The following is a 21,397-nucleotide window of genomic DNA, read 5'->3' on the forward strand; positions in this document are numbered from 1 at the left end:
TGACAGCGAGACGGTGGTCATGGTGAACTCAGGATCGTGAAACATTCTGGGGCCGAAGTTTTCGCGTTCGTGTTGATCGATATCGCGGTGATCATCGTCGTCGCGCGGTTGTTCGGACGTGCCGCGCGTTTCGTTCGCCAGCCGGCCGTCGTGGGCGAGATCGTCGCAGGCATCGCACTCGGACCCAGCTTGCTCGGCGCGCTCCCCGGCGATCTCGATGGCCACCTGTTTCCCCCTGATGTCGTTCCGTATCTCAAAGTACTAGCCTCGCTCGGCTTGGTGCTGTTCATGTTCATCGTGGGTCTGGAACTCGATGTCGCACTTATTCGGGGCCGCGGACGAACAGCAGGCACGATTTCGTTGCTGTCGATCGTATTTCCTTTCGCGCTCGGCGCGGCGGCAACACTGATCTTGCATCCGTTGCACGACCACGTGATCGGCGAAGGCGGGAAAGAGAAAGCCGTCTCGATGCTCGCGCTCACGTTGTTCATGGGTGTGGCCATGTCGATCACTGCGTTCCCAGTGCTTGCGCGAATCCTGGCCGACCGCAAGATGCATCGCACGACCGTGGGCGTTCTCGCACTCGCGTCAGCGGCCGTGGACGACATCATCGCGTGGACGCTGCTGGCGTTCGTCGTCGCAGTCGTCAAGGGCGGCAGCCCGCTCGAGGTACTCAAAATCGTCGCGATGTCGGCCGTATTCGCGGTCGTGATGTTCACCGTGGTTCGCCCGCTCTTGGTCCGTCTCCTCGGTTGGTACAAGCGCGCCGGTCGAGTGACGCCGGACATCTTGGCGGTCGTCCTCGTCGGTGTTCTGGTGTGCGCGTTCATCACCGCGAAAATCGGGATCCACGAGATCTTCGGTGCGTTCCTGTTCGGCGCGATCCTCCCCCGCGAGGGCGCCCACGAAATGACGCAGGAAATTCTCGAAAAGCTCGAACAGATGAGTGTGCTGCTCCTGCTGCCGCTCTTCTTCGTCGTCACCGGATTCGGTGTGAACATCGTCGGTCTGACGGGCTCGGCACCACTGCAACTGCTGCTGATTCTCGCTGTGGCCATCGGTGGCAAATTCATCGGTGCCTATGGCGGCGCCCGGATGCAACGAATGCCCCGCCAACAAAGTGGTGCAATCGCAATTCTGATGAATACCCGTGGGCTCACCGAGCTCGTCATTCTGTCGGTCGGAAAAGAACTCGGCGTCCTCGATACCGAATTGTTCACGATGATGGTGTTGATGGCGCTGATCACCACGGCGCTCGCCGAACCATTGTTGCGGATCGTCTATCCGGAGAAAGCAATTCAGCGCGACATCGAGGCTGCGGCCAAGTCAGCGCTCGGCACAGAGCAGAAACACCGAATTCTCGTCGTCGTCGACGGACCGCCCGGAGTTGCCACCGAGCGAATGCTCCGCTTGGCCGACGCGGCGATCGCCGGACGTGAACCCGGGGAAATTCTGCTCTCCAGATTCCTGCCGGCAGCCGATCACAATCCTCGTGGCTTGGAACTCGGTGCAGGCGCTCTCCCTGATCTTGTGGGGATGGCCGAAGCGGTCGAGGGGCTGGAACGGTTCGCGCACGAGTCCGGGGTGACTACACGGATCAAGGTGCTGTGCCGATTCAGTTCCGAACCGGGTCGCGACGTGCAGCGGCAGATCGTGACCACCGACGCCGAAGCACTCGTCGTGAGTGCCGAATGGACGCGGCGGAACAAGGAGGCATTCGACGAGCTCGACGATGTGACCGTGCTCGTCGTGTCGTCGGAGCTACCCGATGTGTGGTTCGGATCCGGAACCGAGGCGGCGCTCGCGCTGGCCGACGGACGGCTGCTGGTGCGCGACGACGGCTCAGGTGATGCTCGCCGGGCGGTCCTCGTGGCCGGTCGTGCAGCGCTCGTGCGGGGAGCGGAACTGATCGGCGTCGTGTCAGCAGATGCAGCAAAGGTCAAACGGAAACTGACCTATTCACTGGAGCCGTTGCAGACGGCGGGAACCGCGATAGCCGTCGTGCCGCTTACCGATTCATCGATCGCCCAGAACCGAATCACCGCGGCAGCGCGAGTCATCGACCGCACGGGGGGCTCGGAGATCAATCTCAGAGACGAGATAACGGCGGTGGTCGACGCCCGCGTTGCTCAGAGGTGAGCGTGCGGCGAGTCGAACGTGACGGTCCGGCCGCCGACCATCACCTCGGCGCCGGGCGTCAGAGTGAACGGCTGGCCTGGCGCGAGCCTGGTCCATTCGAGGGCGCCGGGCGGACGAACGTGCGTTCCGTTGGTCGAGCCACGGTCCACGACTGCCACGTCCCACTCGATCAATCGGAACTCGGCGTGCGCGCGCGACATTCCGCCCGAGGAATCCTGTAGCCGAATCGGTGTGAGTCCGCGCCTGGCTGCGTCGGAGTTCTCCGGGTCGCGGCCGATGACGCAATCGTTGTCCAGCACGAACGTGGTGCCGTCGTCGACGACGAGCAGACCGAGCGGCGGACGCACGTCTTCGGACAAGATGCCTGTCAGCTGGTCCATGCGAAGGCCGCAGACGCGACAGAACGCGACGCGCGGATCGTTCAAGTGCTGGCGCGCGCATTTGAACCCCCGGACCCGGGTGCCGATCACACCCTTCTCGGTCGTGTCGTTCGTCCGGTCGCGCTTGCCGGGCCGCGGCGCGTCGCCTTCGGGCAAAGGCTGGCGGGGCAGGACTGGTTCGTCGAGCAGATCGATACGAGACGATATCGCCGGAGGCTTGAGCAACGGTTCCGGACGCTTCGACAGCGCGGTGGGCTGCAGGAGTGGGTCCGGCTCGGGTAGTGGCGGAAGTTTGGGCGGCGATTGCGGCTCGTCGTCGTAATCGTCGTCGTCGATGTCCTCGAGATCGACGGCCTTCATCATCGCGGTCGCGGGGAGGTCGTCTGTCGGCGCCGGGAAGAGTTTGCGCAGCACCGACGGCTTCTTCTGCTCGGGCGGTGTGGCTTTCGGTTTCGGGCTCTGGCGCGGCGCGGTGCTGCCCATCTGGAGGTCGCCGAACCACAGTATCGCTCCGGACCCTGGCGCTACGCCCTCGACCAGCGAACTGATACCCGGTTCGTCGGGCAACTCAGCGACCTCGCCACCCTCGTCATCGACGAACAGTCCGGCGACGATGGATGCTGCCGCAATCCGGTCGACGGTGAACGCGGCGTCGCTTCCGCGGAACACCTCCTGCTCGCCATTCGGTCCGGTGACGATTGCCGTCACTCCCCCGTGCAAGAAGATGGCAAGGCCGTTGTCTGCCGGCGACAAGATGCCGAACTCGATCTCGTCGTCGGTGTTCACAATCCACCGTGTCGCTGCCTTCGCGATCACTCTGCCCGGCCGATCCGGTTCCTGCTCCGTCGCCGCGACGACCAGATCGTTGAGCTGCTGCCACGCTTTGGCCGCTGCGGAACCTGCGGTCAGCGACGACGACTCACGATGAGCGACAACGACAATGACGCCCGAAGTGGTCGCGACGAGGTGACTGCCTGGAACGACTTCGACCTGGCTTGTGGTCACATGAACCTTCCTCCCGAAAACCGCCAACGGTGAAATACGAGGCGCATCGGTCCGTTGACGATGATCCAGAACGCCAACCACGTGATGATGAACTGAATCAGGAACGCAGTGAGCGACGGATGTAGATCCTCTCCGACGATAATGCTGGTGTACCGCAAGAGAAGCCAAATCACGAGGCCTTCATTGACCATAGTGATCAATCCGAACAGCGTCGGCCAGTCCTTCTCCCAGCGAAACTGCTGCAGCCCGTGATAGACCAGTTCCCACAGCACGCCGACGAGAACAACCGCGAGCAACACGCTCATCGTCACGCGATAGCTCTGCCCAAGCGACAGATCGCCGGTCGGCAGGACCGGAGTGATGATGAGGGCGACGAAGAACCCGATGATGCCGAGCCCGAGCACGCGGGTTTGGATGCGGCCATTGAGAGTTGGAAGCATGTCGGTGTCAGATCCTCTTGTTTCTGGCCCATAGCCACCATTGGTGCGTCGATCGCAACGGACCCATCCGCTTTACGAAGCCGTTGGCTGCCAGGTCGTCGCTGATCTCCTGCGCAGCGATCTGCAACCCGAGGAAGGTATCGACGCCTGGGAAGTACCCGCCGAGGGTTGCCGTGCCCGATGCGTAGATCTTGCCCGTCCCGCTGCGAGTTCCTATCAGTTCGAAGGTCCGGTCCACGTCGAGTCGCCCGACCGGGTTGCGTCCGGCGCCCGTATGGTCGAGCAGATCCGCGAGCAACCGATGCTCACGGATGTCGGCCTCCAGACCCGTACAGTCGATGACGTAGTCGATCGGCGTATCGAACGGTTGCGTCGGAGGCGGAAACGGCAGCGGCGCAGCAGGATCCGGGACGATCGTCGAGATCACGCCCTGGCCGTTCGGTGCGGGCCGCAGGTCCCTGGCCGTGCCTGCCATCACCTGGTACCAGCCCTCGGCACGACCGCGCTTGAGCTGGGCCTGCCAGTTCTTGCGGATCGGGGTGTTAGTGCCACCCATTTCTTTGTATGCCCGCGCGCGTTCCTCGCCTTCGAGCTTCCGAACCTTTGCTTTCAGCTGACCACCCCACACCGACTTCGGGTAGTTGAAGCCCTGGAACGCCCAACCGTCCTTGCCCTTGCGGCGCGAAAAGACGTTGGCGCCGTGCGGCTTGTCCACATACGTGCGGAACAGATGCAGAATCGTGGTGTTGAGGTTGAATCGCTCGCGATCGTCGCAGAGTCGCTGCAATACTCGGGACGCGACGATGCCGCTGCCGCGAATCATCACCGTGCTCGGCCGGCGCTGCAGGGCCTGATAGAGATGTTCGTGCGGTTCGTAGGCGTTCACGACGCGGGACGGGTCGCGATAGCGTTCGCGGTACTCCTGCAGATCGTCGAGCAACTTCAGGCCCGGATAACCGATCGCGACATGAACGTAGTTGCTGCGGAAGGCGATTCGCTTCGTCGGGGCTGCGCCGGCAGGCGGCGTGAGGATTGTGAAGTAACCACCACCCGAGCGGCGCCGGATCATTCGCACAACACCGTTGCGCAGCGACTGGCCGTAGCCGATCCGGTGGAACTCCTTCTCCATCGCGGTGAAAACCTGGCCCGCGCGCGGCGTGTAGTAGTTGGAGAAGATCGGTTCGGTCAGGACGTTCCACAGCGGCTTCACGAAATCGGCCGGGTTCTTCGCGGAGAACGCTTCGCGTACCGCATACGACGGAAAGCCCCAGATGTTGTCCGGCTGCGACTGCGAATCCGAACGTAGTCGCTCTTGCCGCGGAATCTGCGACACGCGGGTCAGGTACTCGTAGCTCTGCCACGGGACGGTTTGCGGTCCAAGGACGGCCATCGACTGGGCTGGAACGCCATAGATGCGGAGGGTGTCGAATGTGACGAACGAACCGATGCCACTGCCCACGGTCACAAAGGGAACATCCACGATCGGAATACCGGACGCGATCACCATGTCGTCGGTCCAGACATCCGTTTCGATCAACTGCTGATTCAGATCCCCTCGCATTTCGGCGATCGTACCTGGCTCCCGTTGCTGCCGCGTGTTTCCGATCGGATGCTGCCCTGACCTGCGAAATCGTAATAAAACAACGAAATGCCCGGTAGTTGAATACCGGGCATTTCGGGCGCGAACGGGGTCGAATTAGGTGACCCAGCGCAGCGCTTCGCGGTCCTCGGTGCTCTTCATGCTCACGTTGCCGTCTTCGACGACCTTCGCGATGGTCTGGAGAACGTGGATCAGCTCTTGGTGGGCTGCATTCCACTTGTTCTGCTGCGCCAGGTACGACGTGCTCGTCGAACCGTCCCACGTCGTGAACAACGCCTTCACCGTGCTCTGGAGGTCGTCGTGCGTGGAGTTCAGTTTCGCCGCGTCGGCGTTGAGATCAGTCGACAGCGCCGAGACGCCACCGAAATCCTGCTTGATACTTCCGCTCTGTGTCATGGCTGCTCCTTAAGTGTTTACGGCGATTCGGCTCAGAGATTGAGAAGGGAGTTGACGCTCTTCACCGCGTCGACATTCGCTACCTCGGTGGTGTCGTAGCCCCTCGCGTTGGCGCGGAGATTGTCAGCGATCTCGGTCAAGCTCGTGTGCAGCTTGTTCGACGCGTCGTCGTACTTCTGCATCAGGAGGACGAACTGGGCCGAAGAATCGCTTGCCCAGACGCTGGAGGACCCTTCAACCTTGCCTCTGACCTGGCCGAGAATTGCCGCCAATGCGTCCTTTTCCCGATCGACCCGTTCAGCCCCGGATGTCAACTCCGCCGGGGTCGCCTTCAAATTCGACATGATGAATCCCTCTCGTCGTGTTCTGTACGGCTGCCCCCGTTGAGCTGCGCCGCCTCACCCCTACATTTGATTGGACGCCGTTAGGGCCCAACCGGTTCCCATCAATTCGAGAAAGTTTGTGATCCCCCGGCTGGCGATTCATCGCGCGATAACAACTGACCGCACGAGCCGTTCGCATTCCCCCGCCAGTAAGTTCCATTCCCCCAACAAGAACTGACAGCCGACACTGACTTGAGTGCCGTTTTCCACGATAACATGCCACTTGACCTGCGAGTACTCCTCCGGCGACTCGACGTAGAAGATCACTTGTCGCCCGCCGAAATCGACACCGGTTTCGACCTCGGAGAACGTTGCACCACGGTCGTTTTCGGCAATCTTCTGCCGAAGCGTCGCGGCGGCCTGCTCCTGCGTGAATGCCGAGCGAAGTGCGGTCTGCGTGACCGTGATTCGGCGATCAGGGCCTCCGTCCGGAACGAGGGTCAGCCGGTTGCCGTAACCAGGCACAGATTGCTCGGTGTCCTTGACATGCCAGCCGGGCGGAAGCGTCATGCTTGCCCGACCCAACACCACCGGAATGCCGTCGGTCGCCGACGTGCTGGGCGAATCGGTTTTGTCGATTGTGCGTGCCGCGAGCACAATCCCCGCACCGAGCAGCGCGACGACCAACAGCACCGCGGCGACCACGGGCCACACACGACGACGTTGGGGTGCGGACGCCGGCTCTTGGAGCCATTGCGCGCGCGGCGCAGGCTCCGGATCCGATTGCTGCGGGCGGGGTTGTGTTGCGATGGGCAGTCGTGCGGCACTGCGTGCGACCTCACGCGAAGCGACCACGTGAATACGCGAGTGCCCGAATGCCGTTGCGAGCGCGGCAATCAACGCGGGCTTGTGGTCGGTCAACTCGCCACATACCAACACCGCATCGACATCGTCGGTGCCGGCAACCCGAGCCGCAAGGTCGGCAAACTCGCCTAAGCGGTCGACGGAATCATCGAGCCCTAGCTCGGTTTCCACTTCGCACGAAAGCACGCGGCCGTCGGAGTCGACACGGCTCGCAATCGTTGCCACGGAACCACATTCGAGGACCACGAAGCGCCGCGCTGTAGCCGAGGGCGAGGCACGGTACATATGGGCGCGTACGACCGCGGTCGCAACCGCCAACGTAAGAACCTCGTTTGCACATTGCCTGCCTGCTGCAGCGACGACGTTCTGGCGTCCGGCACCCCAGTGCGTAGGGTGCGTGACTACCGCGAGATCGGCAGGCGCTCCGGCACCCACTTCGAGCGCGGCTTGCCAGAACACTCGAGCCATCGATTCGACTACGGGAATCATCCTCGCGCCGACGGCGCAATAGCCACTGTCGATGAACCAGCTGGGCGGCATCGAAACCTGGTTGGCATCATCGATACCCGCTGGTCCGTCCCAGTCCTCGCGCCCGTACCGCGCCCACACTCGGGTCTCACTGAGGTGGACCGCGAATGCGAGGCCTATAGGGGCGGTAGCCACGCGACCTGCATCAGACCGGTGACCGAGCGCGTCGCCAACGTTCCACGACCCGGCGGCATCGCAGAACCGCGAACTGTGCCGATGAGATAGCCCTCGTCGCGGTTTCCGCTCATCACGAGACCGGCAGGCGACACGTCGCGCATCCGCGCGATCACCGGTTCGTACAGCGACCGCGCCGCACCGCCCGAACGGCGCGCGATGATCACGTGAAAACCGAGATCCTTTGCGAGCGGCAAATATTCGATGAGCGGTGTGAGTGGGTTGCCGGTGGTGGCGCTCGACAGCAGGTCGTAATCATCGACGACGACGTAGATCTCCGGACCTGTCCACCACGACCGATCTCGCAATTGCTGCTGGGTGATGTCCGGCGGTGGCATCCGACGAGACAGGATTCCGGCAAGCTCGGTCAGCATCGCCGCGATCGTGTCGTGGACCGCCGCATAACCGGCGATGTGCGGACCCTCGAATGCACCGAGCATGGTCCGTCGGGTATCGCAGATGATCAGCTTCGCTTGCTCGGGTGTGTTCGCCTCGATCAGGCCTTCGCAGATCCCGCGCAGCAACGTCGACTTTCCACACTCGACATCACCAAAGATCATGAAGTGCAACTGGTCTGCGAAGTTGATGAAGACGGGAGCCAGGTCGGCCTCGTCCAGTCCGATAGGAATTCGCAAACACTTCTGCGCGGGGTCGAGTTGCCTCGGCCAATCTCCGGCGGCGCGCAGGAGTTCGGCGCGCGAGAGCCGGTCGGGCAGCATTCGGACCGGCGGCGCACTGCGTCCATGCGTGGCCGCGGCGATGGCGGCAACGGCATCCGCCACGCCGTCGCGTAGGTCGCTCGGGTTCGAGTTGCCGTCGACTCGGGGCAACGCCATGAGTAGATGCAAGGCTTCCCGAGTGATGCCGCGCCCCGGCCGACCTTCCGGCACCAGCAAGCCGACCTTGCGGCCGAGATCGGAATCCGCCGGATCACCGAGCCGAAGTTCGATTCGGGTACCCAGCTGGTCCTTGAGCGCGGGCCGCACCTCGCCCCAGCGAGCGCAGGAGATCACGACATGGACGCCATAGGACAAGCCCTGCACTGCAAGGTTGATGATCTGCTGTTCGAGGATCTCGAAATCCTGGCGAATGCTGCCGAACCCGTCGATCACCAGGAACACGTCGCCGAACGGATCGACAGCGACTCCCGCAGCCGGACCGCCTTGGCTGGGATCGGACCCACGCAACCGCCGGAATTCGGTCATCGATTCGATGCCGAGCTGGCGGAACAGTTCTTCCCGATGCCGGACGATGGATGTCATTTCGGCGACCGTCCGCCGGACCCGATCTTCGTCGAGCCGATTCGCGACCGACCCCACATGTGGCAGGCCTTCGAGCCCGAGCAGGGTGCCACCGCCGAAGTCGAGGCAGTAGAACTGCACCTGTTCGGACGAGTGCGTCAAGGACATGGACATGATGAGCCCGCGCAACGCCGTCGACTTGCCCGACTGTGGGCCGCCGACGATCGCGACGTTGCCCTTGGAACCGGACACGTCGAGGATCAGCGGATCCCGCCGCTGGTCGTAGGGCCTGTCGACGATGCCGATCGGGGCGCGCAGCGGTGATACCCGAGGCGGAGGTTCGACGAGGATCGAGCGTGGGATCAGTTCGTCCAAGGTCGGCGCTTCATCGAGCGGCGGCAGCCAGATCTCGTGCGCGGGCGTGCCGCGTCCGCGAATCCGGTCGACGACAACCTGCATCACCGTCGGACTGTCCCCCTCGACTTCGGCCGGGTCGGGCGCGATGACGACAGGTGCCGGCTGCAATTGCGACGCGTCCAGCGCGACAGGCGCGGCGGTGAAGGCGCGGACTTTGACGTCGATGTCGGAGCGCCCGACCTCGGTCGATTCGCGGGCCCGACCCCGGCCGGTGTACGGACCTGACACGTACGCACCTTGGAACCGCGCGATTTCCGACGCATCCGAACGCAGGTAACCCGCGCCAGGGTTGGCAGGCAGGTGGTAGGCGTCGGGAACACCGAGGACAGTACGAGATTCGTTGGCGGAGAACGTTTTCAAACCGATTCGGTAGGAAAGGTGGCTGTCGAGGCCGCGTAGTTTACCTTCGTCGAGCCGTTGACTGGCCAGGAGCAGATGCATGTGCAACGAGCGGCCCAGCCGGCCGATCGCGACGAAAAGATCCGCGAAATCCGGCTGCTGCGTGAGCAATTCGGAGAACTCGTCGATCACGACGAACAGCGCGGGAAGTGGGTCGAGGTCGGCTCCGGCTGCCCGCGCCTTCTCGTAGTCCGAGACGTTCGCGAAATTGCCTGCCGATCGGAGCAGCTCCTGCCTGCGATTCATCTCGCCCGCGAGTGCGTCACGCATGCGGTCGACCAGCGCCGATTCTTCTTCGAGATTGGTGATGACCGCAGCGACGTGCGGCGCACTGTCGAGACCGAGGAAGGTCGCGCCGCCCTTGAAGTCGACGAGGACGAGGTTGAGCTGATCCGGTGAATGGGTGGCGAGCAGACCCACGACCAACGTGCGCAGGAACTCCGACTTTCCGGAACCCGTAGCGCCGATGCACAGTCCGTGCGGACCCATGCCGTTTTCCGCAGCTTCCTTCAGGTCGATCTCGACCGGCGTGCCATCGGCTGCGAGCCCGATCGGGACTCGAAGCCGGTCGCGCCCGATTCGGATCCGCCAGGTGTGCTCCGGGTTCAGCATGCCGACGTCGCCGAGTCCGAGCAGTTGACTCCACGACGAGATGACCTCGCCTTCGTCGGCTGTGTCGGCGGTCCGGCGCGCCGGCGCCCGGAACGGCGCGAGCCGCCGAGCGACGTTCTGCACCTGATGTGTACTCATCTGATCGACGGACGCGAACGTCTCGACGCCCTGGCCGCTGCGCGCACCGATCTGGCCGTTCTCCACGACCAACTGCAACCCGCGGGTCGCGGCAAGCCGAGGAAGGTAGCCACACAGATCCATAACGGTGAGCGAATCGACGCCACCGTCGGCGATCACGTCGTTCTCGGTGTCAGCCTCGAGCAGACCACCGTCGACGACAACGACGATCTGCGCTACCCCAGCCTGCGGCGGCGCGTTGCGCGAGTATTTGTTGCGCATGAGCAGCGTCGAACTCAGCGCGGCGTTCAACTCGATGATCGAGCCGTAGATCATCCGTTGGCTGCCGACGCCGTCGATCCCCTCGGGATGCTGCGAATGGGGCAGCCACTTGATCCATTCCCACTCACGTGCCGTGTCAGGCCCGCAGACCACAGCAACCTGCAGCTGATCAGGACCGTGAAAGGTGCACAACTGAGCCAGCATCGACCGAACCATTGCCCGAGCCGACTCGCGGTCGCCATCCAGCGCGATCACTGCGAATCCGCGAAGCGACACCGCGGTCGGGAGTTCGGGCACTACCGAATGTGCGCGAACGAACCGGCGCAGCGAGACCGCGGCGACGGGCTCGAGTTCCTCGACCGGACCGGTCTGGGGAGCAACAAGCCGGGTAGCCAACCGCTGGCTGCCTTTCCCTACTCGGGCGTGGCAGTAATCGGAATCGGTGATCCGTCGCTCCCACATTCGGCCGGTGCCCGCCAGCGTCCACAGCAGATGAGGATCGGGGTGGCTCCACTCGAGCGCTTTGCGCTGTTGGGCGCCGGTTTCGTAGACATCCCGCCGCAACTGGTCGAGATACCGCAGGTAGTCCTTGCGGTCTTCGTTCGACTCGGCGGTCTTCGGTCCGCCGCTGCGTCCCTGGCCGGCGAACATGCCGACCATCGAGAACAACATCATCACGGGGAACAGCAGGCTGTACGGGTTGGAACCGATTCCGCCGGAGGTGAATAGCAGGGCCATCATGCCGACCATCGCGACGACCATGACGAGCGGCAGCATCTTCATCAGAAGGTTTCCAGGAGTTACCCGGGGCACCTCCGGAGGTGGCTGCAGCGTCACTTCGCCGCCGGGCGACCTAGGCACCTCACGCCGAGACCTACGCTGAAAACGAACCGTGCTCATCTGAACACCTCCCCCCGTACTGGCCGTCAGAACACACGGCCGAGACCCCCTCGTTCGGTGCTCATAGTAGAGGCCGGGTCGGACATGTCGTACAGTCGATGGGCATTCTTGTGGGGCGATGTGGGCTCGGACCTGCATCGAAACGAGTTGGGGGAACGTCGTGGCACAAGCGCGCAGCAACGAATTTGGCAGTGAATCGAGCCCTTCTCGAGTCCGTGCACCAGACCTGTGCCGGTTGACCATCCTCGCTCAGTCGACGCAGGTCGACCTGGCGTTGCCTGCCGATGTTCCGGTGGCACTGCTCGTTCCGGGAATCGTCGACATGATCCGCGGGCACGGTAACACCAACGAGTTCGACGAGGCCCCTGAGCAGGTCGAACCCGAGAATTGGGTGCTCGCGCGCATTGGCAGGCCGCCGCTGTCTTCGACGCTCAGTCTCACCGAGCACGGCGTTCGCGACGGCGAGCTGTTGATGCTGGAGAGCCTCACCGCGACGGCTCCGACACCGTTGTACGACGACATCATGTACAACGTTGCCACCGTCGACGCGGGCCGTTACCGCCGCTGGACGCCTCGGATCGCCCGCCTCATGGGATCTGCTGTAGCGGGTGTTGCCGCGACCGTCGGCAGCTTTGCGTTGCTGTGGTCCGGCGCGGGCGAAGAGGACGTCATCGGCGCCGTCGCGGCATTGTTCGCTGCGCTGCTCTTCCTCATCGCCGGCACGGTCACCAGCCGGGTCTACGGCGATGGGCCGAGCGCTCTCGTATTGAGTGGCTGCTCGCTACCGACGGCGTTTGCCGCAGGTGTGCTGTTCGTCCCCGGTGACCTGTCTGCGGCACAACTGCTTCTCGGGACGACCACCGCAGGCGCCACCGCAGTTCTCGCGCTGCGGGTGAGCGGCGTCGGTCTCACGCTGTTCACCGGGGCCGCAACCGCAGCCGCCTTCATCGCACCTGCTGCCCTCGTGGAGGTGCTCACCGACTATCCGACACGAGCGATCGGCGCAGTCGTCGCAGCGGCCGCCCTCATCGGTCTCGCGTTCGCGCCGCGGATCTCGATGATGCTCGCGAAGCTGCCACTGCCGAACGTGCCTGCGCCTGGCACGTCCGTCGATCCCGCCGAAGACGACCCCAGCGACAACCAGGTCATGCCCTCGTTCACTGCGCTCGCCGCTTTGGCGCAGCGGGCGCGTCAGTACCTGACCGGACTGGTCGGCGCAGCGACCGTCGTGACCGCCGGTGGCGCACTGGTCGCCGCCGAGCAGGGGGTGCACGGAATTTATTGGGCGGGAACCTCTTTGGCGTTGGTCTGCGCCGCTGTACTGATGTTTCGCGGACGGACCTACGCGAGCGCCGAGCAAGCGATCACACTGATCGGCGGCGGCGCTGCGGTCGTCGTTACGCTGCTGGTCGGCTCGGCCGTCACGTCCGGACAGTCGCTTGCAGTGTTCGGTGCCGCGATGGTCATCGCGGTCGCGGCACTTTCGATGGGCATCCTCGCGCCGATGCATACCTTCTCGCCGCCGCTGCGCCGAGCGGTCGAGTTGATCGAATACGCCTGTGTCGCCGCGGTGCTACCGCTGGTGTGCTGGGTGGGCGACCTGTACTCGATGTTGCGCGGGCTGTGAGCGCGCGACGAGCAGTCCGGCTGTGTGGCGTCGTCGCGGTCCTGAGCCTGACCGTCGTGCTCGGCCAGGGAACGGCAAGCGCCCGTGGCCCGCTGCCGATCGATCCGTCGCAGCTGCCAGGAAAGGGCGCCCCCACGGCACCCGATACCGAAAAGGGCACCAACTGTCTCTTCACCGTGCCGTTGGCGGCGTCGAAGGCCGTTCCCGAGCCGCAGCGCTACCTCGACTTTCGCTCAGCTTGGCAATTCAGTAGAGGTCAGGGCGTCAAGGTTGCCGTCATCGACACCGGAGTTGCGGCGCATCCTCGGCTGCCAGGTTTGGAGCCGGGCGGCGATTATGTCGGCAACTCCGACGGCACCGAGGACTGCGATATTCACGGCACCATCGTCGCGGGTCTGATTGCGGCAAAAGACGATCCGGCGGACGGCTTCTCCGGGGTTGCGCCCGACGCGACGATCCTCACCCTCCGCCAGTCCAGCGCCATCTACCAAGTCAAGGGTCGCGGTGCGCAGAAGAAGGAAGGCGAGAACGCCGACGGCTACGGCGATGTGGGCACCCTCGCCGCGGCCGTCGTCCGGGCCGCCGATCTCGGCGCCAAGGTCATCAACATCTCCGAAGTCGCTTGTGCTGCACCAACGCTCGATGACCGCGCTCTCGGCGCTGCAGTGCGTTACGCCGCGGTCGAGCACGATGCCGTCATCGTTGCCGCGGCGGGCAACAACGATCGCGAATCATGCAAAGGCGCCAATCCGGGGATCGATCCCCTCCATCCGACGGCCGACCCCTACGACCGCGTCGCCACGGCGGTGTCGCCTGCGTGGTACGACGATTTCGTCCTCGCCGTCGGCTCCGTGAGCAGCAACGGCGCCGCCTCGAGCTTCACCGTTCCTGGTCCCTGGGTCGATGTGGCAGCGCCCGGTGAAAACATCACGTCCCTCAATCCAGTCAACTGGCAACAGGGTGTCGACACGACGACGAAGACCAACGAAAAGGGCGAGAAGGGCACGTTCCAGGGCACGAGCTTTTCGGCGCCACTGGTCGCGGGAACGGTCGCGCTGGTGCGTGCACGGTTTCCGCAGCTATCGGCTCCGGAAGTCATGAAACGGATCAAGGCGACAGCCCACGCCCCCGCGGAGGGCTGGAATCCTTACGTCGGATTCGGCGTGATCGACCCGGTCGCATCGGTGACCGCGACGGTGTCCCCCGACCAGCTGAGCCGGATTCTCACGCCCAACTCGGCGAAGCTGCCGATACCGCCTGCCCCGCCTGCGCCGGACAACCGCCCACGCAACGTGGCGCTCATCGGTGCAGGAATCATCGCAACGTTGCTCGTTCTCGGCGTGCTTGCATCGTTTCCGATCCGCCGCCGAATTCAGTTGGCCGAGTCCTCCGGCAACGCCGCCGTGGAATCGTCGGGCGCCAGACCGTCGTAGGCGACGACGGCCGACTCCCTGTCCAGCGTTCGGCCGTGTGCCAGTAGCGACACGATCGGCCACGGCGCGGGTTCAGGATTGGTGTCGAACCCGAGTGCGGTGGCGTCCTTGCCTGCAGGAACCCCGAAGCGCACACCGGTGTCTGCGACGAAGAAGGTGCCGTCCTTGCGCAGGCTGTCGGGATCGATGCCCGTCGCCTGAATGTAGGCGCCATCGCCGGGATGCAGATAGACGGTGTCGGCCTTCTCCCCCGAGCCGTCGGCCTGCGCGAGCTTCACCGCTTTCGACTTGTCAGGGATCGGCAAGGCGCGACCTGACAGCAGGCTGACCTGCGCCGACCGCGAATCTTCGTCGGTCCCACGGACCGGTTTCCAGGACAGGCAGCTGACCGGCTTTTCGTCGGGTTTCGTCACGGCAAGCGCGGTCTCCGGGTAGGTAGCGACGTCGAGTCGTTCCACCACTCCCGCTTTGTTGATGTCGAACGGTTCCACCTTCTCGACGTCTTTCGACCCCGACGGATTGGTGAAACGGATCAGATCTTTGGTCACCGAGCTGATCGCCTGAACCCCGTCGCGTAGGACGACGTAATACTGCGTCTTCTCGTTGCGCGTCGACTGAATGACCGCGCCGATGTTCTGCCCGGCAATCTCCTTGCTCGGCTTCGATCCGGCAGCATCGATCTTCGGCGGCACGATCTGCGGCACTTCGGGAATGGCGTTGAACAGGCCTGGGCTGATCGCTCGTGGCGTGACACCCTCCAACGCGAGCGCCGCGATGACCGCCGTGCTGTCAGGGGTGGTGCCGCTGACGTCGACCTTCGCCCGCTTGCCGTCGTAGACCAAGTACGTGGCGTCCTTGTTCTTGACGAGAATTGCGTTGCCGCCACCCAGGTCCGAAATGTGTTCGCCCAGTGTGGGATCGCCGATCAGGACCGAGGTCGACAGGTCGCTCGAACCGTCGGATCCGACTGCGTCGCACACTGTCCACGTGCGTCCGGAGCCGGAGCGATCGAACGGTAGCGCCGAGGGCGCGCCGGGAATGCCGACAAGCGGTCCGCGGGGCTTCTTCGCCAGCTCCGACTCTTTGATGATGGCGGGCTTCGCGGCGCTGCCGACGATCAGCCGTGCCGACGCCAGGTTCAGTACTGGATGCAAGGTGTCGCCCATGATCACGAACATCGCGCCCGAATCTTTGCCGACGACGATCTTGTTGTCTGCCAGCTTGTCCTGTGGACGCAACAGTGCGAGAACGGCGCAGGCGGCGAGACCGAGGGACGCCAGGATCGCGCCGACCATCAGTGACCGTGATTGCGACCGCATCGGGTCGTGCAGCATCCGCACATCCCTGCGGACCAGGGCGTGCTCCATACGTCGTACCAAGAATCGATAGCCACTGACTTGCAGTCGCGTCGTCGGCTGTGCAGCCATGTTCCCTCCCCCAAGCCGCGCTTGCTCCCGCACGACACAGTACAGTTTCGACAAACGCTGTTTAAGCGGGCAGTTACTCGGGGGAGCAAATGTTGGATCGGTCAGGAGCGACGCCTGGGCCCGTCCTCGGCAAGATTTCGGTCGCGAATCTGCTGGTCGCGCAGCTGATCGGCATCGCAGTCGCGGTCGTCTGCATCGCGTCCGGCGTGCCGGGCTGGGTCACCGTTGCGGTATCGATCGCGGTCGGCGCGATCTGGTTGATCAGGGTTGCCCAACAGTCGCTGCTCGGTTGGATTGCGACGACGTGGCGCTATTTCACGATCAAGGAATACTCGCTCGGCAACACGGTCGATTACCGAGCGCCGTCGGGACGGTCGCTCGGCCTCTATTGGGACGGCACCACAGTGGTCGCAGTCGTCGAAGTGCTCCCACCGCGCGGTGGGCTCACGCGGATCACCCGTGAGGCCTTCGACTCGTCGCACCTCCTTCCGCTTACGGCATTGGCGCGCTCGCTGCATCAGCACGACGTCACGCTCGGCGGCATCGACATCATCAGCCACGGTCATCGAACACGGGCTGGCACGCCTGCCAGCGGTGTCTACGAGCAACTGATCGGTCCACTGCCTGCGGTCGCCGTGCGAAACGTCTGGCTAGCGATCAGTCTCGACGCCGCGAGCAGCACCGACGCGGTCGAGCGGCGCGGTGGCGGACGAGAAGGCGCCAGCCGAGCGGTCACGATCGCGACGCAACGAATCGTGCGTGCCCTCGGCGACGCGGGCTGCCGCTCGCGAATCCTGACCGCTCCCGAGATTCGGGAAGCGGTTCTCAAAATCACGGCTGGTGCGGACCCGACGCGCTTGGCGCACGACTGGAAGCTCGCTCGTCTCGGCGAGAACGTCAACATCGGCTCCGCCATCAACCCGAACCGGCTCGGGTCCGACCTGCTCGCCAAGATCTGGATACCGCAGTCGCGTGGCACCACGGTCGCGGTCCGGCTGCGGCCAGGCAGCACTTCGGATTCGGTATCGGTCGGTGCCGGCTGGCGCCTCACATCGCGCACCGAGCCGGACCCGATTCGATTGAGCGGCTTGGTTTCTCGCAACGGTCAGCACCGTGCCGGCGTGCTCGCCCACCTCCCCATCGCAGTGCCCGGCCTCGAGAACGCCATTCCGGTACACGAGTTCCCTGTCGACGACCTCGGTCGCCTGCATTTGCCGTCGTCCGGTTGCGGGCAGCTCGTGGGGTCCGACGAACAGCAGCAGGGCATCGCGACTCGCATCGTCGGGTCCGGAATCTCGACCGTCTACATCGCGGGCGAAATCTACCTTGCACAGCAGATCGTGTTCCGCGCACTTGCCGTCGGCGCACGCGTCCTGATTCGCACGGACCGTCCCCACGCGTGGGAGAACCTGATCACCACGATCGCCAACCCGGAGCGGCTGCTCATCGCAGGCGAAGCCAACAACTCGAATGCAGGCTTCAACGCCACTGTCGTCGACGGCGGTGTTGCTCCGCCGCCGCACGCGGGTGTCACCACGATCTACCTCACGACCGATCCCAGCCGTTGGCCCGAGGCGAAACCTGATGTGGCGCTTCACCAGCCAGGCGCGATCGGCAATCGCGTGCTGCTGGAGACCGGGGCGGCGAAAGTCGAGTTGTCGCTCGTCACCATCCCGCGCGAATCGGCGTTCATCGGCCGAGCGCGTGGGAGTCGCGTCCAGCCGACCGGGCCTCAGCCGGGGTACGAATCGGCGGCGCGGGCTGTGCGCAGCGCTGTCCCCCACCACGCGAGCTGACGCAGCATGCGCTCGGCTGCGTCGATGGCCGCACCGTCATCGACCTCCCCGTCGGCGTCGAAGCGCTTCTTGGCTTGATGAAAGCTGACCGTCTCGCGGATCGACACCATGTGCAGTTCGGCGACGACCTGGCGTAGTTGTTCGGTTGCGCGCAGACCGCCGGACAGCCCGCCGTACGACACGAAGGCGACCGGCTTGGCACGCCACTCGTGCTTCGCCGAATCGAACGCCGTCTTCAATGCGCCCGAGTAGCCGTGGTTGTACTCGGTCGCCACCACGACGAACGCGTCCGCGGCAGCCAGGCGTGCCCGATATTCGCGGACGGCGTCGGTCACGACCAGATCTGCGGGCAGTGGTGTGTCGACAAGATCGATGACGTCGACGTCGAACGCCCCGTCTACTCGAGCCCGGCGCAGAAACCATTCGGCGACAACGGGTGCGAATCGCCCTTCACGAACACTGCCGATGATCAGCACCAAGCGCAGCGGGTCGCGAGCAACGTCGGAGTCCATGCGCCAAAACTACTAGGGAACGCTTGCGACTAATACTCGGACTCGGATACTCTGACCAGAGTATTAGGAGGTGTCATGACGCGAAAGCCGTTCGCCCGCGGAAACCCGCTCGCATTGGCGGTCCTCACGCTGCTGTACGAGCGTCCGATGCACCCCTATCAGATGTCTCAGACCTTGCAGCAACGCGGCAAGCAGGAATCGGTGCGGCTGAACTTCGGGTCGCTGTATTCGGTCGTGGATTCGCTTGTGCGGCAAGGCCTGATCGAACCGACAGGGACCGAGCAGGATGGCAATCGTCCCGCCCGGACGGTCTACGCTCTCACGGCCTCCGGGGTCACCGAAGTGCTCGGCTGGCTACGGCAATTGATCAGCGAGCCGGTCAAGGAATTCCCTCAGTTCATGGCGGCCCTGTCTTTCATGCCGTTGCTTGCGCCCGACGAATGCGTTGGCCTACTTCGTGCGCGCGCCACAGCCGTACGCGGCCGCATCGCAGATATCGATGCCTCGGTCACCGAGGCGGCGAGATTCCTTCCCGAACTGTTCGTCATCGAGACCAAGTACGAATTGGCCATGGCGCGCGCGGAACTCGACTACACCACAGCGCTCGCCGACCAGATCGAGACCGGAGCAATCGGCGGTGGAGACTTCTGGCGCCGACTGCACGAACTTCGCGCCGATTACCCCGACGGTCGCCTGCCGCCCGCCGTGTTCGACTCGTTCATCGCAGAAATGGGGGTGCCAGGACCACCGACGAACTGACGACACAGCAACGGCTCGAGTGCGCCAACACCCGAGCCGTCACCGGATCCGAACCGATCGACGCACAAGGCGCCTCTGCGATTCGTCTGCAAGCAAAAGCATATCGCCTGCGTGCTCGACGGTTCATCCATCAACCCAGAAGGATGAATCTGATGTCTTACCAACCTGTATTTGCTGTCGAGGCAACCGATCTCGTCAAGACCTACCCAGGCGCCCGTCGCAAGCCCGACGTCCACGCACTCGATGGCCTGAGCTTCGCCATCCCGGCAGGCACCGTCTACGGCCTGCTCGGACCCAACGGCGCTGGCAAGTCGACGACCACGAAAATTTGCACAACGCTCTCGGCGGCCACGTCGGGTTCCGCTCGCGTCGGCGGCTTCGACGTTGCACACAGCGCCGACGAGGTCCGTCGCCGCATCGGCTACGTCTCCCAAGGGACCGGCGCCGACCCACGCCAAACCCCGCAGGAGAATCTCGTCATGTCGGCGCGACTGCGCGGAATCTCGAGGCCCGAAGCAATCGATCGGTCCAGACGGCTACTCGCACAATTCGATCTGGCCGATGCTGCCGACCGCAAGGTCGCCAAGCTGTCCGGCGGAATGCGACGCAAACTCGATGTCGCACTCGGACTGATTCATTCGCCCTCGGTCCTGTTCCTCGACGAGCCGACCACCGGCCTGGACCCAGAGGCTCGTGCCGAAATGTGGTCCGAGATAAGGCGACTGGCCAGCGAAAAGTCGCTCACCGTCGTGCTGACGACCCATTACCTCGAAGAGGCAGACGAACTCGCGGACCGCCTGCTCATCATCGACCACGGTCGCGCGGTGATCGAGGGAACGCCGTCGGAACTGAAAGCCACCCTCGACGGCGACGCCTTGAGTGTCGAACTCTTCGAACCCGACGTTGCTGCGGTCCGCGCTGCGGCGCAGTCGATCTCGGCGCTGCGCCACGTCGTCGTCGAGGCCCGCGGGACAAGCGGGCGGCTCTACGCGCGCGCCGACGACCCAGCGGCGATCATCGGCCGCGTCATCAGTGAATTCGACTCCGCTGGAATCGAGTTCGGTGCAATCTCGGTGTCTCGACCATCGCTCGACGACGTCTACCTGCACTATGCAGGCAGGGCGTACCAGGCCGGAGCAGCGCTAGAGGCGGTGTCGGCATGATCGCCACAGCGCAAGCTCCCACTGCCGGTTGGTCGGTCGCTGCCGGACAGGTTTTCAAGCGATGGTCGATGAACACGCTGCGCGAATCGTGGGGCGTCGGCGTCAGCCTGCTGCAACCGATTGTCTGGATCCTGTTGTTCGGGCAGGTGTTCAAGTCGATCGGCACGATTCCTGGGTTCGGCGATGGTAGCTACATCACCTTCCTGGTGCCGGGCGTGCTGATGATGACCGTGCTCTTCTCGGGCGCGTGGGCAGGCACCGGCTATATCGAAGACATCGACAGTGGCGTCATGAATCACGTTCTCACAGCTCCGGTTTCGCGCAGCGCGCTCGTCGCTGGTCAGCTCGCCAATCAGCTCGCGGTGAGCGCGGTCCAATCGGCGATGGTGCTGCTGATCGGCTTCCTCGGTGGAGCGCGTTTTCATGGCGGCGTGCTGGGACTGGTGCTGGCACTCATCGCTGCAACGCTGTTGGCAGCCACGTTCTGCTCGTTCTCGTCCGCGATCGCACTGATCACTCGTAGCCAGCTCGCGCTGATCGGGATATCGCAGATGATCGTCCTGCCTGCGACGTTCTTGTCATCGGCGATGATGGCGCCTGACCTGATGCCCAGCTGGGTACGGACCGTGTCGCGCTACAACCCCGTGTCCTGGGCGGTCGACGTGGGCCGGTCAGGTTTGGCGGGAACGCAGGACTGGGGATCGGTCGCCTGGCAGCTCGGGCTCCTCACCGCGCTCGCAGCGGCTGCCTTCGCCTTCGCGATATCGGCGTTCCGCAGTTTCCAGCGGTCGCTGTAGGCCACGCCCCCGTGCGCGAGTCTCACCCCTGACGGGGTAAGACTCGCGCACGGTTCGGCTGGCTAG

The 21,397-nt window shown here is 64.1% G+C and carries 16 protein-coding genes; 7 read left to right on the forward strand and 9 right to left on the reverse strand.

The window, feature by feature from the left end; genetic code table 11:
* The first annotated feature begins 36 nt into the window (after window positions 1-36).
* On the forward strand, window positions 37-2,139 hold the full coding sequence (locus FGL95_RS14495; protein WP_169587890.1) for a cation:proton antiporter domain-containing protein: 2,103 nt from the start codon (window positions 37-39) through the stop codon (window positions 2,137-2,139).
* Here FGL95_RS14495 and FGL95_RS32950 read toward each other — a convergent pair.
* The 7 genes from FGL95_RS32950 to eccCa all read right to left on the reverse strand — a co-directional run bounded on the left by FGL95_RS32950 (window position 2,130) and on the right by eccCa (window position 11,817).
* Window positions 2,130-3,524, reverse strand: coding sequence for an FHA domain-containing protein (locus FGL95_RS32950; protein ID WP_338079860.1), 1,395 nt, complete (start codon window positions 3,522-3,524; stop codon window positions 2,130-2,132). The genes FGL95_RS14495 and FGL95_RS32950 overlap by 10 nt on opposite strands.
* Window positions 3,521-3,964, reverse strand: a complete 444-nt coding sequence (locus tag FGL95_RS14505) for a hypothetical protein (RefSeq protein WP_169587892.1) — start codon at window positions 3,962-3,964, stop codon at window positions 3,521-3,523. Before FGL95_RS14505 ends, FGL95_RS32950 begins: the two co-directional genes overlap by 4 nt.
* Window positions 3,965-3,971: 7 nt before the next feature.
* A complete protein-coding gene (locus FGL95_RS14510) occupies window positions 3,972-5,525 on the reverse strand; it encodes an FAD/NAD(P)-binding protein (RefSeq protein WP_169587894.1) in 1,554 nt (517 codons plus the stop codon).
* 135 nt (window positions 5,526-5,660) lie between these two features.
* Window positions 5,661-5,960 carry a WXG100 family type VII secretion target gene (locus FGL95_RS14515; RefSeq protein WP_169587896.1) on the reverse strand — a complete coding sequence of 100 codons (300 nt, stop codon included), beginning with the start codon at window positions 5,958-5,960 and terminating at the stop codon, window positions 5,661-5,663.
* A 32-nt stretch (window positions 5,961-5,992) separates the two neighbouring features.
* Window positions 5,993-6,304 (reverse strand): WXG100 family type VII secretion target, encoded by a 312-nt coding sequence (locus FGL95_RS14520; RefSeq protein WP_169587898.1) that lies wholly within the window; start codon window positions 6,302-6,304, stop codon window positions 5,993-5,995.
* A 138-nt stretch (window positions 6,305-6,442) separates the two neighbouring features.
* Window positions 6,443-7,810: a type VII secretion-associated protein gene (locus FGL95_RS14525; protein WP_169587900.1), complete on the reverse strand. Its 1,368-nt coding sequence runs from the start codon at window positions 7,808-7,810 to the stop codon at window positions 6,443-6,445.
* Window positions 7,792-11,817 (reverse strand): type VII secretion protein EccCa, encoded by a 4,026-nt coding sequence (gene eccCa / locus FGL95_RS14530; RefSeq protein WP_169587902.1) that lies wholly within the window; start codon window positions 11,815-11,817, stop codon window positions 7,792-7,794. Before eccCa ends, FGL95_RS14525 begins: the two co-directional genes overlap by 19 nt.
* A gap of 160 nt (window positions 11,818-11,977) precedes the next feature.
* On the opposite strand from eccCa, the gene eccD reads away from it, so the two are divergent.
* Together eccD and mycP are read left to right on the forward strand one after the other, a co-directional pair.
* Entirely contained in the window at window positions 11,978-13,444 is a 1,467-nt protein-coding gene (gene eccD / locus FGL95_RS14535; protein WP_420838047.1) for a type VII secretion integral membrane protein EccD, read from the forward strand.
* Window positions 13,441-14,877: a type VII secretion-associated serine protease mycosin gene (gene mycP, locus FGL95_RS14540; protein ID WP_169587906.1), complete on the forward strand. Its 1,437-nt coding sequence runs from the start codon at window positions 13,441-13,443 to the stop codon at window positions 14,875-14,877. The genes eccD and mycP overlap by 4 nt, the downstream gene beginning before the upstream one ends.
* Here mycP and eccB read toward each other — a convergent pair.
* A complete protein-coding gene (gene eccB / locus FGL95_RS14545) occupies window positions 14,817-16,304 on the reverse strand; it encodes a type VII secretion protein EccB (protein ID WP_169587908.1) in 1,488 nt (495 codons plus the stop codon). The genes mycP and eccB overlap by 61 nt on opposite strands.
* Window positions 16,305-16,393: 89 nt before the next feature.
* Between eccB and eccE the strand changes: the two genes are divergently transcribed.
* Window positions 16,394-18,100, forward strand: coding sequence for a type VII secretion protein EccE (gene eccE / locus FGL95_RS14550; protein WP_169587910.1), 1,707 nt, complete (start codon window positions 16,394-16,396; stop codon window positions 18,098-18,100).
* On the opposite strand, the gene FGL95_RS14555 is transcribed toward eccE, so the two are convergent.
* Window positions 18,037-18,612 (reverse strand): NADPH-dependent FMN reductase, encoded by a 576-nt coding sequence (locus tag FGL95_RS14555; RefSeq protein WP_169587912.1) that lies wholly within the window; start codon window positions 18,610-18,612, stop codon window positions 18,037-18,039. The two genes, eccE and FGL95_RS14555, sit on opposite strands and share 64 nt — an antisense overlap.
* Window positions 18,613-18,687: 75 nt before the next feature.
* On the opposite strand from FGL95_RS14555, the gene FGL95_RS14560 reads away from it, so the two are divergent.
* The 3 genes from FGL95_RS14560 to FGL95_RS14570 all read left to right on the forward strand — a co-directional run bounded on the left by FGL95_RS14560 (window position 18,688) and on the right by FGL95_RS14570 (window position 21,331).
* Window positions 18,688-19,371 (forward strand): PadR family transcriptional regulator, encoded by a 684-nt coding sequence (locus tag FGL95_RS14560; RefSeq protein WP_169587914.1) that lies wholly within the window; start codon window positions 18,688-18,690, stop codon window positions 19,369-19,371.
* A 152-nt stretch (window positions 19,372-19,523) separates the two neighbouring features.
* Window positions 19,524-20,534, forward strand: a complete 1,011-nt coding sequence (locus tag FGL95_RS14565) for an ABC transporter ATP-binding protein (RefSeq protein ID WP_169587916.1) — start codon at window positions 19,524-19,526, stop codon at window positions 20,532-20,534.
* The gene (locus FGL95_RS14570) at window positions 20,531-21,331 is read left to right on the forward strand and encodes an ABC transporter permease (protein WP_169587918.1); all 801 of its coding nucleotides are present in this window, start codon (window positions 20,531-20,533) and stop codon (window positions 21,329-21,331) included. Before FGL95_RS14565 ends, FGL95_RS14570 begins: the two co-directional genes overlap by 4 nt.
* Window positions 21,332-21,397: the final 66 nt, after the last annotated feature.

This window comes from Antrihabitans stalactiti, assembly GCF_012932915.1.
Lineage (GTDB): Bacteria > Actinomycetota > Actinomycetes > Mycobacteriales > Mycobacteriaceae > Antrihabitans > Antrihabitans stalactiti.